The sequence below is a fragment of the Mariniflexile sp. AS56 genome (assembly GCF_030552475.1).
Lineage (GTDB): Bacteria > Bacteroidota > Bacteroidia > Flavobacteriales > Flavobacteriaceae > Mariniflexile.
This window is the reverse complement of the sequence record NZ_JAUPED010000005.1, coordinates 34,727-48,240: the sequence shown is the minus strand read 5'-3', so window position 1 is coordinate 48,240 and position 13,514 is coordinate 34,727. Positions and strand designations below refer to the sequence as shown.

General features: G+C 33.9%; 11 protein-coding genes. 6 read left to right on the top strand and 5 right to left on the bottom strand.

The genetic code is table 11. The features are described from left to right. Positions 1-19 precede the first annotated feature (19 nt). Positions 20-3,151: an exodeoxyribonuclease V subunit beta gene (locus Q5N74_RS07515; protein ID WP_304388148.1), complete on the bottom strand. Its 3,132-nt coding sequence runs from the start codon at positions 3,149-3,151 to the stop codon at positions 20-22. Between the two features lie 127 nt (positions 3,152-3,278). Between Q5N74_RS07515 and Q5N74_RS07510 the strand changes: the two genes are divergently transcribed. Next, positions 3,279-3,887 carry a superoxide dismutase gene (locus Q5N74_RS07510; protein ID WP_304388147.1) on the top strand — a complete coding sequence of 203 codons (609 nt, stop codon included), beginning with the start codon at positions 3,279-3,281 and terminating at the stop codon, positions 3,885-3,887. Between the two features lie 667 nt (positions 3,888-4,554). Here Q5N74_RS07510 and Q5N74_RS07505 read toward each other — a convergent pair. From Q5N74_RS07505 to Q5N74_RS07490, 4 genes are all read right to left on the bottom strand, one after another. Beyond that, positions 4,555-6,453: an amidophosphoribosyltransferase gene (locus Q5N74_RS07505; RefSeq protein ID WP_304388146.1), complete on the bottom strand. Its 1,899-nt coding sequence runs from the start codon at positions 6,451-6,453 to the stop codon at positions 4,555-4,557. 127 nt (positions 6,454-6,580) lie between these two features. Beyond that, positions 6,581-7,507, bottom strand: a complete 927-nt coding sequence (locus Q5N74_RS07500; RefSeq protein ID WP_304388145.1) for a PfkB family carbohydrate kinase — start codon at positions 7,505-7,507, stop codon at positions 6,581-6,583. 100 nt (positions 7,508-7,607) lie between these two features. After that, complete coding sequence (locus Q5N74_RS07495; protein ID WP_304388144.1) at positions 7,608-8,249, bottom strand: ribonuclease H family protein; 642 nt, start codon at positions 8,247-8,249, stop codon at positions 7,608-7,610. Between the two features lie 85 nt (positions 8,250-8,334). Next, a complete protein-coding gene (locus Q5N74_RS07490; protein ID WP_304388143.1) occupies positions 8,335-8,898 on the bottom strand; it encodes a phosphoribosylglycinamide formyltransferase in 564 nt (187 codons plus the stop codon). A gap of 270 nt (positions 8,899-9,168) precedes the next feature. Here Q5N74_RS07490 and Q5N74_RS07485 point away from each other — a divergent pair, with 270 nt between their 5' ends. From Q5N74_RS07485 to pyk, 5 genes are all read left to right on the top strand, one after another. Continuing rightward, positions 9,169-9,402 (top strand): acyl carrier protein, encoded by a 234-nt coding sequence (locus tag Q5N74_RS07485; protein WP_007647141.1) that lies wholly within the window; start codon positions 9,169-9,171, stop codon positions 9,400-9,402. Between the two features lie 13 nt (positions 9,403-9,415). Next, positions 9,416-10,666, top strand: a complete 1,251-nt coding sequence (gene fabF, locus Q5N74_RS07480) for a beta-ketoacyl-ACP synthase II (protein WP_304388127.1) — start codon at positions 9,416-9,418, stop codon at positions 10,664-10,666. Between the two features lie 7 nt (positions 10,667-10,673). Beyond that, complete coding sequence (gene rnc / locus Q5N74_RS07475) at positions 10,674-11,414, top strand: ribonuclease III (RefSeq protein ID WP_304388126.1); 741 nt, start codon at positions 10,674-10,676, stop codon at positions 11,412-11,414. Between the two features lie 117 nt (positions 11,415-11,531). Next, the gene (locus Q5N74_RS07470; RefSeq protein WP_304388125.1) at positions 11,532-12,017 is read left to right on the top strand and encodes an IPExxxVDY family protein; all 486 of its coding nucleotides are present in this window, start codon (positions 11,532-11,534) and stop codon (positions 12,015-12,017) included. After that, positions 12,017-13,450: a pyruvate kinase gene (pyk, locus tag Q5N74_RS07465; RefSeq protein WP_304388124.1), complete on the top strand. Its 1,434-nt coding sequence runs from the start codon at positions 12,017-12,019 to the stop codon at positions 13,448-13,450. Before Q5N74_RS07470 ends, pyk begins: the two co-directional genes overlap by 1 nt. Positions 13,451-13,514 lie beyond the last annotated feature (64 nt).

Sequence of the window (13,514 nt, the reverse complement as noted above, 5' to 3'; positions counted from 1 at the left end):
AATTTAATTTAATTCAAAATTACACTTCTTTTACTAAAATATCATCATTTATATATATAAGAATCTTCTTTTTTACAATTATTTTCATGTCTTGCAACACATCTTGATAGGATTGTAATTGTTGTATGTGTTTTTTGTCTTCAGCTCCTGTTTTATAATCGATAATAACGGCTTCATGTTCTGTAGTTAAAACCACTCTGTCTGGTCTTAAAATAACACCTTCTTGGGTAATAATATCACGTTCATTATAAATTGTATTACTTGCACTATAGTAGGTTTCCAGTTTTGGATGGCTTACAATTTTAGTAACTAAATTTTTTAATTTATCGGCCTGTACTGTATTAATGGTGGCACTGTTAATGTAATTGGTTAGTACAGCATCAATATCTTCCTTCGTTTTTATATGGGACATGATGTTGTGAACAAGGTTTCCTTTTTCGATGGCTTCTTCTTGATTGGTGTCCCAGAGCATTCCCGATTTTGTAACTACGCGAATATGGTGAGTTTCTTTTGAGGTTGAAATGAATTCCGTTTGAAAGGTCGTATTTAACGAAGACACTTTGGGTTTAGAGGTTTTTTCACTGCTTCCAAAAGTGTACGTGGTGTCCAAATCGTTCCAAACACCTAATTGTTGGAGGTAATTAATGAATAACCCTGAATATTTTTTACTATTGATTTCTCCTTTTGCTGAAATATCTTTGGTTGAAATGATATAGAGTTGCTCCACAGCACGGGTAAGGGCTACATATAAAAGGTTGATGTTATCCAGCTCTTGTTCCGATTTATGGTTGTTGAAAATTTCCAAGCCTACATCACCAAAATTTTCAAAGTCTTTATTGAAATTCAATAAGGTATTCGAGAAACCGCTGTAAACGTCTTTGTTTATAGGGAACCATTCTTTTGGTTCTAATTCTCGGTAAATATCTAAATCGGCATACGGGAAAATAACCACAGGAAACTCCAGACCTTTCGATTTATGAATAGTCATAATTTGTACAGCATCTTGTCCTTTGGGCGATACGATACTTAAATTTTCTTTTTTCTTGTCGAAATAGTTTAAAAATGCAGCAATATCCGAACCTTTTTTCTGAGAAAAATCTAAAACAACATCTAAATAAAATTGAATATAAGCATTTGAAATTTTAACTAAACCGAAGCTTCTAACAATGGTTTCAGCTAAATCGTAAAGCGGAAGTTGTAATAAATCTTGGTTGTTTACAAATACATGGTGCGCTTCAAAGCTCTTGAAAAGTTGTGATGGTGTGAGTGCTAAATGCGAACTAAAAAAGTCGTGTTTGTTTTCAATATTAAATAAAGTGGCTAAAAAATCTAAAACAGCAATTTTTAGTTCGTTGTTTTTGGGCTGATTTAAAAGCCCCATCAGGTTGTTTATAAAAGCAACTTCAGGTGCATTGTTTATGAGAAGGGTTTCAGAAGATACTATAGGAATGTGGTGCTGACTTAAGTAATTGGCAATAGCGACACCTTCTTTTTTCTTTCTAACTAAAACACAAATATCTTCAAGTTTAAAACCGTTTTTTTGACTGTCTTCAATGATTTTTAAAACACGCTCTGTAAAAATTTCATCTCTGTCGTCTTCCTTTTCTAGGCCTAAAAAAGATAGTTCTACATAGCCATCGTTGGTTTTGCTAATATTTTGATGGGCATTTTCATAAAGGTTTTTATAAGCCTCATTACTAAAAATTTGGGATGCTATAAAGTTGAAAAAACCATTGTTAAAGGTAACAACCTCTTTAAAACTCCTGAAATTGGTTGGTAAGTTTTTTAATTCTTTTTCTATTTGGAATGGGTTGTCGTTATGAAATAGCCCAATAAATTGTTCTGCTTTCCCGCCACGCCAACGGTAAATAGCTTGTTTGGCATCGCCTACTAACATGGTGCTTCCATTATCTGTAGCCAGTGAGTTGTCTAGTAACGGAATTAAATTTTGCCATTGCATGGTTGATGTGTCTTGAAACTCATCAATAAAATAATGCTTAAATTTTTCGCCAATACGTTCGTAAATAAAGGGAGTGGGTTGGTTACTTATTTCTTTACTAATTATGGTATTAAATTCTGAAATAAGCATTTTGTTTTGGTCGGCCTTTAAAAGCTTTAGCTCATTATTAATGGCATTTAAAACGGATAAAGGTGTTATGTTTCTATAAAAAGCGTTTAAAAATTTAATGTGAAAAACAGCCTGTTTGGTTAGGTTAAAAACAGAAGCAATTTCAGGTTGTAATTGTTCAATTATGGAGGCAACTTCTGGTGTTACACGTTTTGGGTACAGCGTGTTGTTTTCTATGCCTTCTTGCCATTTTGTGCCGAAAGAAACCTCAAAATTTTTATCAGCTAATTTTTGAAAGTGTTTGGGTAAATAACTGGATGAAAAATCATTAAATTCTAAACCTGCTTCTTCTATTAATGTTAAAATACTTTGCGCTGCTTCAATAATGCCGATTTCTGTTGTGCTTACTTCTTTCTTTAGTTGTTTTTTTAAGGCTATAAAATCGTCTAAACTTTTGTTTTTTAAAGTGTCAATAAACGGAATGTCGTTTTCATTAACCAGCAGTTTTGCTATTTTATTAAAGTCGAAAGAAACATCCCAACTTTTGTCACCATCAGCTTTTTCAATTGCAAAATCTACCAACACGTTTGTAAGTAGCTTGTCTGTACCTGCTTTGGCAATTAGGCTATCAACAGCTTCATTTAGCAAGGCTTCTTGGTCTAATTCTACTTCAAAATTCAGCGGCAGCTTTAAATCAAAAGCAAAGGTTCGTATTAATCTATGCGTAAAACCATCAATAGTTGAAATATCAAAAGCCGCGTAATTATGAATGATGGTGTTTAATAATTTTTTGGATTTCAAATGAAGTTCATTGGGGTCCATTTGCAATTCGTCACAAATAACCTCAAACATGCCTTCTGGGTTTTCTATAATTTCAATGTTTGAGAATGATTTGAGTACTTCAATAATACGTTCCTTCATTTCAGCCACAGCCTTATTAGTAAACGTAATGGCTAAAATGCGTTTGTATTGATCTGGATTACTTGATTGAAATAAAATTTTTAAATACTCTTTAACCAAAGTAAAGGTTTTGCCACTACCTGCAGAGGCGTTGTAAATTGTAAACGGGTGATTTTGTGGCATGAATTTTAAAATTTGCATACAAGATAAAGACTATCGATGATTTGATAACAATTAATTATTTTTAATTGAAGCGTTTTATGCGTAAATTTGGAAAGAAAATAAATACTAATTATAAAAACAAAAAATTATGGCTTTCGAATTACCAGAATTAGGATACGCTTATGATGCTTTAGAGCCTCATATTGATGCTCGTACTATGGAGATACACCACTCAAAACATCACCAAGGATATACAACGAACTTAAATAACGCTATTTCAGGAACAGATTTAGAAGGAAAATCTATTGAAGATATTCTTGAAAACCTCGATATGAACAATGGTGCAGTAAGAAATAATGGTGGCGGTTTCTTTAATCACTCTTTATTTTGGAGTGTTATGAATCCAGAAGGAAAAGGTTATTTATCTGGTGAATTAAAAGATGCTATTGAAGCAGCTTATGGTTCTGTAGATGCATTTAAAGATGCTTTTGCAAAAGCAGCAGCAACTCGTTTTGGTTCAGGATGGGCTTGGTTATGTGTTCAAAAAGGTGGTAAGGTAGAAGTTTGTTCTTCTCCAAACCAAGATAACCCATTAATGCCAGGAGTTGGATGTGGTGGCACACCAATTTTAGGAATTGATGTTTGGGAACACGCTTATTACTTAAACTACCAAAACCGTCGTCCAGATTATATTAATGCATTTTTTAGCGTTATTAACTGGAACGAAGTTGAAAAACGTTACGCAGAAGCGAAATAAAACATAGTTACATAGTATAAATTAAAGCAAACTCTTCATTGGGTTTGCTTTTTTTTATGGCGTTACCCAAGGGTCGGGCTTTTCGCTAAATCTTTTTAAAACGTTATTTCTCAAGGAGTGTGATAAAGCAATCTACCAGTTTTAAGTTCTATTGAAGGGTATTGTTAGTTACTAGTTTTAAAAAGGATACCGCTTCAATCCCTAACGCAAAATAAGAAGACTAAAAGAATTAGAAATTATAATAAGACAGTATTAAAAAGGGTGGCTATTTTTTACGAAAGTTTATAAAATGAAAAAGGTGAACGAGTGTTCACCTTTTTGCCCCAAATCTACCATAAACTTAACCTACTTATGTTATGGTGATACAAATGTATAGCTGCTTGAGCGTTGAGAAAAATATTTTGGTCAAACTACTTATATATTGGCTTAAGCGGTTTGTGGTGATTTTTAATAATATTTGAAAAAGGAAAGTTTATTCCATAAAAAAAGGCGAACAGATGTTCACCTTTTTTTGCCCCAAATCTACCATGAACTTAACCTACTTATGTTATGGTGATACTAATTTATGTGTATTTTCGAAATTTCAGTCATTTATTAGGTAAACGACATATTTTTCGGATTAACTGTATTTTAAAAGTTTTAACCTAGTAAAATTGAATGCATTACATTAGTATGCACGTTCATTGTTCCCTTCATAAAAATTGATAAAGGCACGATTTACAACACGGTTACCACCAACTGTTGGGTAGTCTCCTGTAAAATACCAATCGCCTAAATGCTCAGGGCAGGCTTTATGTAAATTTTCAACCGATTGGAATATAATCTTAACTTCGGCTTTTATCGTGTCATCACTTAATAATTCTGCTATTTTATCAGATAATTGCTCGTCTGTGAAAGGATCGTAAATTTCTTTTACAAAATTTTGTACATGCTTATCATCTAAATCCGTTTGTTCAATACATTTCAAGTAAACGTCTTTAACAATATGGAATTTGTCTGTTTCTTTTAACAGTGCTAAAGCAGCTCTAAAAGCGACTAAGCTTTCAAGATTTGCCATATCAATACCGTAACAGTCTGGATAACGAATTTGCGGTGCTGAAGACACAACAACAATTTTCTTAGGGTTTAAACGGTCAAGCATTTTTAAAATACTCATCTTTAAGGTAGTCCCTCTTACTATACTGTCATCAATAATTACTAAGTTATCTGTTGGTTTAATTACACCGTAGGTAACGTCGTAAACGTGTGCCACTAAATCATCTCTACTACTGTCTTCAGTAATAAAGGTTCTTAGTTTTACATCTTTAATAGCTATTTTTTCTATACGAATGCGTTCAGAAAGCACATCGGTAACTTTTTCTGCAGATAGTGAACGTTGTCCATTTAATATGGCAGCCGTTTTCTTTTTGTTTAATGCCGCTTCAGCTGTTTCTACCATTCCAAAAAAGGAGGTTTCAGCGGTATTCGGAATAAAAGAGAATACGGTATTTTTAGTGTCGTTATCAATAGCTTCTAATACCTTTGGCATTAATAATTTACCAAGCATTTTACGTTCTTGATATATTTCAGCATCACTTCCTCTAGAAAAGTAAACACGTTCAAATGAACAGGCTTTACGCTCTAATGGTTCTAATATTTTCTTAATAACTACTTTACCAGATTTTTTAGTAATAATTGCATGGCCAGGTTCTAATTCTTTTACGTCTTCAAATTTCACGTTGAATACGGTTTGAATTACTGGACGCTCTGATGCTATTACAACAATTTCATCATCTTTATAATAATATGTTGGTCTAATTCCTGCTGGATCTCTTAACACGAACGCATCACCATGACCAATTAATCCTGCCATAGCATAGCCACCATCCCAATCTTTAGCTGCTTTTTTTAATATTTTAGCAACATTTAAACGTTCGGCAATTAATGGAGAAGCATCCATTTTGCTATAGCCTTCTTTTTTAACGTCTTTATAAATTTTGCTTACAGCATCATCTAAAAAGTGACCAATTTTTTCCATGATGGTAATGGTATCGGTGTACTCTTTAGGGTGTTGCCCAAGTCTGATAAGGTTTGCAAATAACTCTTTAACATTGGTCATGTTAAAGTTTCCAGCCATAATTAAATTACGGTGCATCCAGTTATTTTGTCTTAAAAAAGGGTGTACACTTTCAACACTGTTTTTACCAAAAGTACCATAACGTACGTGGCCTAAAAACACTTCACCAATATAAGGAATGTGCTTTTTTTGTAAAGCAACATCGTCTGTATATTCTGGGTGCGCCTCAAACTCTTTGTTTACGCGGTCGTTTATTTGAGCAAAGATGTCTTGAATAGGCTGTTGTGCAATAGATCGCACACGGCTAATGTAGCGTTCACCTGGTTTAGTATCTAGCTTAATACTTGCAAACCCAGCACCGTCTTGACCACGGTTGTGTTGCTTTTCCATCATAAGGTACATTTTGTTTACCCCGTAAAAGGCTGTACCATATTTTTCTTTATAAAATTCTAAGGGCTTTAAAAGTCTTAAAACGGCTATACCACATTCGTGTTTTATTGAATCACTCATCTTTAAAGATTTTCGCTTTACTCTATTAGTTTTATTTCAAATCGTTGAATTCGTGAATCATTAGATTTCGCCGAAATGAAAATTATTATTTAAATTAAAAACGCGCTCTATTAAAGAGCGCGCTTGTTTATGATAAATTTATATCAAATTGTGTCAATTGTTTAAATTGTAACAATCGATTATGTACGTCTTCACTTTTTAAACTTTCCATACGTTCGGTACCAAATTTTTCAACAGAAAACGAAGCCAATGTCGAACCGTAAATCACAGCTTTTTTCATGTTTTCAAAAGATGTATCACCTGTTTTGGCAATATAACCAGCAAAACCACCAGCAAAAGTATCACCTGCTCCAGTTGGATCAAATACTTCTTCTAAAGGCAATGCAGGTGCATAAAACATAGCGTCATTGTGAAATAATAAAGCGCCATGCTCTCCTTTCTTAATAACAACATATTTAGGACCCATAGTCTGAATTTTTCTAGCAGCCACAACTAAAGAGTATTCTCCGGTAAGTTGTCTCGCTTCTTCATCGTTTATGGTAATAACATCTACGCGTTTCATAACGTTATGTAAATCATTTAATGCAATATCCATCCAAAAGTTCATCGTATCTAAGATAACCAATTTTGGTTTAGTAACCATTTGGTCTAATACACTAGATTGGACGATAGGATGTAGATTTCCTAACATAACTATTTCAGCATCACGATAATTTTCTGGAACAACGGGATTGAAATTTTCAAGCGTATTTAGTTCGGTAACTAAGGTGTCTCTAGAATTCATGTCGTTGTGGTAGCGTCCACTCCAAAAGAAAGTTTTGCCATCTTTAACGATTTCAATACCTGAAATATCAATATTTCTATTAGATAAAAGATCTAAGTATTTTTGAGGAAAATCACCACCTACAACAGAAACGGCAGCAGCATCAATATTAAAATGTGAAGCAGCCAAACCAATGTACGTTGCAGCGCCACCAAGAATTTTATCGGTTTTACCGAAAGGCGTTTCAATAGCATCAAAAGCCACCGTGCCAACAATTACTAATTTACTCATAAAAGCGTGTGATAATTTTGTGCAAATATAAGGCTTTTAAATACTAAGGCAAGAATATTTTTGTGAATAGTATCGTTTTAAAGCGGAACGTAAAGGGGTGTTATTTTCTTCCAAAATCGGCAGGAATTTCTCCCCAAGCCTTGGTTTCCCATTTTACAATAACGGTATTGTATGTGGTTGTTTTTAGCCAATTTACAGCTCTATCAACCAATTCAAAAAGAGCTTTGTTCTTTTCGTTGCGTTCTAATTTGGTGTTGCAACCTTTCTTTCTAACCCAACTCATGGCTGTTCTACTATCCGTATATAGGATTCGGTCGCTGTTATTCTTTTTAAGAATTGCCAACCCATGAACTAAGGCTAAAAATTCACCAATGTTATTGGTGCCTTCGGGGAAAGGCCCTTGAATAAATAATTGCTTTTTGGTTTTTGTATCGACACCACGGTATTCCATAATACCAGGGTTTCCGCTTGAAGCGGCATCAACAGAAATGGAATTGTAATTTGGAAGCCCAATTTTTTTTAGTTGAATGGAAGATAGCTCACTTTTAAAGCTCGTTTTTTTACCTATGTAATTAAAGTAATTACCGGTAAGCGCTTCTTTCGCGGCATCTAAAGTTTCAAACGATTTGTATTGAGCGCCTTCAAAATTGGATATTTGTGCTTTACAAGCTTTCCATGTTTCAAAAACACCGGTTTTGTGTCCTTTCCAAACCGTATAGTATTTTTTTTTCTTTTTGCTCATATTGTCATTCCCTAGCAGGAGAGAATCTTATGAATTTAGTGTTTTTTTTATGAATAGCGGCTTCGATTGCGTTTAACGCAACGAACTATTTTAATAATTTAGCCACCACTTTTGGAAAATGTTCCATTTCCAACTCGTGAATTTTTGCCGCCACATCTTGAGCAGAATCTGAGGGTGTTACTTCACATGTCGCTTGAAAAATAATAGCGCCTTCATCATAATGTTCATTAACATAGTGGATGGTGATTCCTGTTTCAGTTTCTTTATTAGCAACAACAGCCTCATGTACATGCATGCCATACATGCCTTTACCACCGTAATTTGGTAATAAGGCAGGGTGTACATTAATTACTTTATTGGGGAATTCATTCAGGATAAATTCTGGAAATTTCCACAAAAAGCCAGCTAAAATAATTAAGTCTGGTTTGGATGCTTTTAATATGTTTAGAACATCATTGCTTTTTGAAAGTGCTATTTTATTGAAAGACAGCGCGCTAACTTCAAGAGTTTTGCAGCGGTCTAAAACTTTGGCATGAGGGTTGTTAGTTAGTACTTGAACAACAGACGCATTATCGCTGTTTTTAAAAAACTTGATTAAATTTTCAGCATTACTTCCACTTCCGGACGCAAAAATCACAATACGTTTCATCTATTACTATATGTTTTTTAATTTTTTTAGGTGCAATAAGCAGATTAAAATAAGAATGTTAAGTAATTTTTACAAATTTACGTTAAATTTCAAATGATAATATTAACTTGTTCGAGCAAAAAAAAGAATAAATATTAACAAATTGAGGCTTAAAATAAAATACTTGAAACTTATTTAGTAAATTACAATCACATTTTTTTATTAAAGATGTGATTTAAAAATAAAGTTTTTTATTTTTGCCACTTAATTAAAACTTAAAATTAAAAGATTATGTCAGACATTGCATCAAGAGTAAAAGCGATTATCGTAGACAAGTTAGGAGTTGATGAGAACGAAGTTGTAACTGAAGCAAGCTTCACGAACGATTTAGGAGCAGACTCTTTAGACACTGTGGAATTAATTATGGAATTCGAAAAAGAATTCGATATCCAAATTCCAGATGATCAAGCTGAAAATATAGCAACAGTTGGTCAAGCTATCTCTTATATAGAAGCTGCAAAATAAGCAAAAAACATTTATGGAATTAAAGCGAGTTGTAGTCACGGGTTTAGGGGCTTTAACACCTATAGGCAATACCAAAGACGAATATTGGGAAGGCTTAATAAGTGGTAAAAGTGGTGCTGCGCCTATAACATATTACGATACAGAAAAGTTTAAAACGAAGTTCGCTTGCGAATTGAAAAACTTTACTGCTACCGATTTTATTGACAGAAAGCTGGCCAGTAGAATGGATAAATTTACACAATATGCTATGGTAGCTGCCGATGAGGCCATTGCCGATGCTAAGTTAGATTTAGATGCCGTTAATAAATTGCGCGTAGGTGTTATTTGGGGTGCAGGTATTGGAGGTTTAGAAACCTTTCAGGAAGAAGTTTTAAACTTTGCTAAAGGCGACGGAACACCAAGATTTAATCCGTTCTTTATTCCTAAAATGATTGCAGACATTGCACCAGGAAACATATCCATTAAATATGGGTTTATGGGACCAAATTACACAACAGTTTCTGCTTGCGCGTCTTCTGCAAACGCGATGTTTGATGCTCTAAACTCAATACGTTTAGGACATTGCGACATTGTAGTTACAGGAGGAAGTGAAGCTGCAGTTACTATTGCAGGAATGGGTGGTTTTAATGCCATGCATGCGCTTTCTACTAGAAACGAAAGTCCAGAAACAGCGTCAAGACCTTTTGATGCTACCAGAGATGGTTTTGTGCTTGGTGAAGGTGCAGGTGCACTTGTTTTAGAAGAATATGAGTACGCAAAGGCAAGAGGAGCAAAAATTTATGCTGAATTTGTTGGTGGAGGTTTATCGTCTGATGCCTACCACATGACAGCACCACATCCGGAAGGAAGAGGCGTTGTTGCCGTTATGAAAAATTGTTTAGAAAATGCAGGCCTAAAACCAGAAGATGTAGACCATATCAATACACATGGAACTTCTACACCATTAGGAGATGTTGCAGAATTGAAAGCAATTTCAGAAATATTTGGCGACCATGCGAAGCATATCAATATTAATTCAACAAAATCAATGACTGGCCACTTATTGGGTGCGGCAGGTGCTATTGAAGCTATATCGGCTATTTTGGCAATGGAACATGGTATTATACCACCAACCATTAACCACACAACAGCTGATGAAAACATTGATCCAGAATTAAATTTGACTTTGAACAAAGCCCAAAAGCGTGATGTTAAAGTAGTAATGAGTAATACATTTGGATTTGGCGGACATAACGCTTGTGTATTATTTAAAAAATTAGACTGAATCCCGAATGAAGAACATTCGTAACATATTAAATTCCCGTTTTAGACGCAACGGGAATTTTTTTATGGAATTAATTAAGATTCTCGGTTTTAAGCCTAAAAACATCAAATTCTATAAGAAAGCATTTACACATCGATCTATGAATATAAAAGATAGCAAAGGAAATGCTATCAATTATGAACGGTTGGAGTTTTTAGGTGATGCTATGCTTAGCGCTGTAATTGCATCTCATTTGTATCTTGAAGTGCCAGCGGGTGATGAAGGTTATTTAACTAAAATGCGTTCTAAGGTAGTTAGTAGAGAGCATTTAAATGAACTAGGTCGCGAGTTAAACCTTATTAGTCTAGTAGAAAGTAAAATACCTGCAGGCCAGTTTGGTGACAATATACACGGTAATTTATTTGAAGCTTTAGTAGGCGCTATCTTTCTGGATAAAGGCTATAAATATTGCGAAAAGTTTATTTATAAGCGTGTTATTACACCTTATGTAGACATTGAAACCTTAGAAGGTAAAGTAATAAGCTATAAAAGTTTATTAATAGAATGGTGTCAAAAAGAAAAAAGAACATTTGGTTATAATGTGTATGAAGATACTGGTAATGATGATGTTAGGCATTTTTCAGTAAAACTATCCATAGACAGTAAAGTTGTTGCTAAAGCAAGAGCTACTTCTAAGAAGAAGGCAGAAGAAAAAGCTTCTAAGCGCGCCTTTTTTGTATTCCAAAATAAGATGTCTAAAATGCTTTAAGACGTTTTATTTACAACATTTAACTATAACGTTTTAGTTGTTTTACTTGTTAAGATTCGCATAACTTTCACTGTTGAATGTTTTTAAATACTATATTTACATTGTTTAACATAGGTTATGGCAGTACACAAACTTATTCTTGATGATGTTTTTGAAGAGGTAGATTGCACATTAATTGCAATTCATTGTACCATTGAAGATTATCGTTTAGCATATCTTCTAAATAAAAACTTGAGTACCAATCTCAATCGAAAATCATCAAATTTAGATTTCTGTGTTGATAATGCCACCTATTCAGTTTTTGAATGGGAAGACTCTAAGTATTTAACAACATGGTGTTTAGTGTCTAATATTTATAAGACCGAAGTTTATAAACAAGATAATTTTAATTCTTTGTTTAACACCGAAGAAAAAGTAATAGAAACAATTTATTTAGTACCAGAATATAAGGCTGTTAACTATTTTTTGAAAATAGATAACGAATTCAATTTAAGTGAAGAAAAACGTATTCTAGATAAAATTTTAGATATACCACAAGTAGCAACAGCCTTTAGTATTGATATTAATCAATTAAAATCAAAAGACAATTTAATTTTTAGCTAATGCCATTAAGAAAAAAAACCAAGATAGTAGCGACCTTAGGTCCAGCTACAAGCACTAAAGAAGTATTAAAAGGAATGCTTGATGAGGGTGCTAACGTATTTAGAATTAACTTTTCACACGCTGACTATAAAGATGTAGCAGAACGTATACAAATGATACGTGAACTGAATGAAGAATTTGGTTATAACGCTGCTATTTTAGCCGATTTACAAGGGCCTAAACTTCGTGTTGGGGTTATGAAAGAGGAAGTGGTTGTAAACCCAGGTGATGAAATTATTTTCGCAACTGGAAAACGATTTGAAGGGACAAAAGAACGTGTTTACATGACTTACGACAGGTTTCCACAAGATGCTAAACCAGGAGAGCGTATTCTTTTAGATGATGGTAAACTAATGTTTGAAGTCGTTTCTACAGACGGGAAATCTGAAGTGAAAGCGAGAGTAATTCAAGGCGGACCTTTGAAATCTAAAAAAGGAGTAAACTTACCGAACACGAATATATCGCAACCTGCTTTAACTGAAAAAGACATCGAAGATGCTATTTTCGCAATAAGTCAAGATGTAGATTGGATGGCTTTATCATTTGTGCGTCATGCAGAAGATTTGATTCAATTACGTGATTTAATAGAGAAACACAGTGATCACAAAATTCCTATTATAGCAAAAATCGAAAAACCAGAAGCTGTAGCAAATATTGATGCGATTATCGCGCATTGTGATGGCTTGATGGTAGCTCGTGGTGATCTAGGTGTGGAAGTTCCTGCTGAAGAAGTACCGCTTATTCAAAAGCAATTAGTTTTAAGAGCTAAGAAAGCTAGAATCCCAGTAATTATAGCAACCCAAATGATGGAAACTATGATTACTAGTTTAACGCCAACACGTGCAGAGGTAAATGATGTAGCTAACTCGGTTATGGATGGTGCCGATGCTGTAATGCTTTCAGGTGAAACATCTGTAGGTAGCTACCCAGTTCAGGTGATTAGACAAATGGCCAATATTTTAAAGAATGTTGAAGATTCACCATTAATTAAAGTACCACAATTGCCTCCTCATATCCGTACTAACCGTTATATTACAAAATCAATTTGTTATCATGCGGCTATTATGGCAAATGAAATTGATGCAAAAGCTATTTCTACTTTAACAAATAGTGGTTATACAGCATTTCAAATTTCGGCTTGGAGACCTTCATGTCATATTTTAGTGTTTACATCTAATAAACGTATTTTAACACAATTGAGTTTACTTTGGGGTGTTAAAGCATTCTTTTACGATAAATTTGTATCGACTGATGAAACTGTTGGAGATATTAACAGAATGGCTAAAGCACAAAATTACGTGCAAAAAGGCGATATGGTAATTAGTTTAGCATCGATGCCTATAGCAGAAAAAGGTATGGTAAACACATTGAGAGTAAGAGAGATTTCTCAATAAAACATCATTTTATAGAATTATAAAAGGGCAGATTTCTTTATTAAGAAATCTGCCCTTTTTCATT

Coding starts and splice junctions, on each gene's coding strand:
- Q5N74_RS07515 (WP_304388148.1), bottom strand. CDS start 3,151: ATGCCACAAAATCACCCGTTTACAATTTACAACGCCTCTGCAGGTAGT.
- Q5N74_RS07510 (WP_304388147.1), top strand. CDS start 3,279: ATGGCTTTCGAATTACCAGAATTAGGATACGCTTATGATGCTTTAGAG.
- Q5N74_RS07505 (WP_304388146.1), bottom strand. CDS start 6,453: ATGAGTGATTCAATAAAACACGAATGTGGTATAGCCGTTTTAAGACTT.
- Q5N74_RS07500 (WP_304388145.1), bottom strand. CDS start 7,507: ATGAGTAAATTAGTAATTGTTGGCACGGTGGCTTTTGATGCTATTGAA.
- Q5N74_RS07495 (WP_304388144.1), bottom strand. CDS start 8,249: ATGAGCAAAAAGAAAAAAAAATACTATACGGTTTGGAAAGGACACAAA.
- Q5N74_RS07490 (WP_304388143.1), bottom strand. CDS start 8,898: ATGAAACGTATTGTGATTTTTGCGTCCGGAAGTGGAAGTAATGCTGAA.
- Q5N74_RS07485 (WP_007647141.1), top strand. CDS start 9,169: ATGTCAGACATTGCATCAAGAGTAAAAGCGATTATCGTAGACAAGTTA.
- fabF (WP_304388127.1), top strand. CDS start 9,416: ATGGAATTAAAGCGAGTTGTAGTCACGGGTTTAGGGGCTTTAACACCT.
- rnc (WP_304388126.1), top strand. CDS start 10,674: ATGAAGAACATTCGTAACATATTAAATTCCCGTTTTAGACGCAACGGG.
- Q5N74_RS07470 (WP_304388125.1), top strand. CDS start 11,532: ATGGCAGTACACAAACTTATTCTTGATGATGTTTTTGAAGAGGTAGAT.
- pyk (WP_304388124.1), top strand. CDS start 12,017: ATGCCATTAAGAAAAAAAACCAAGATAGTAGCGACCTTAGGTCCAGCT.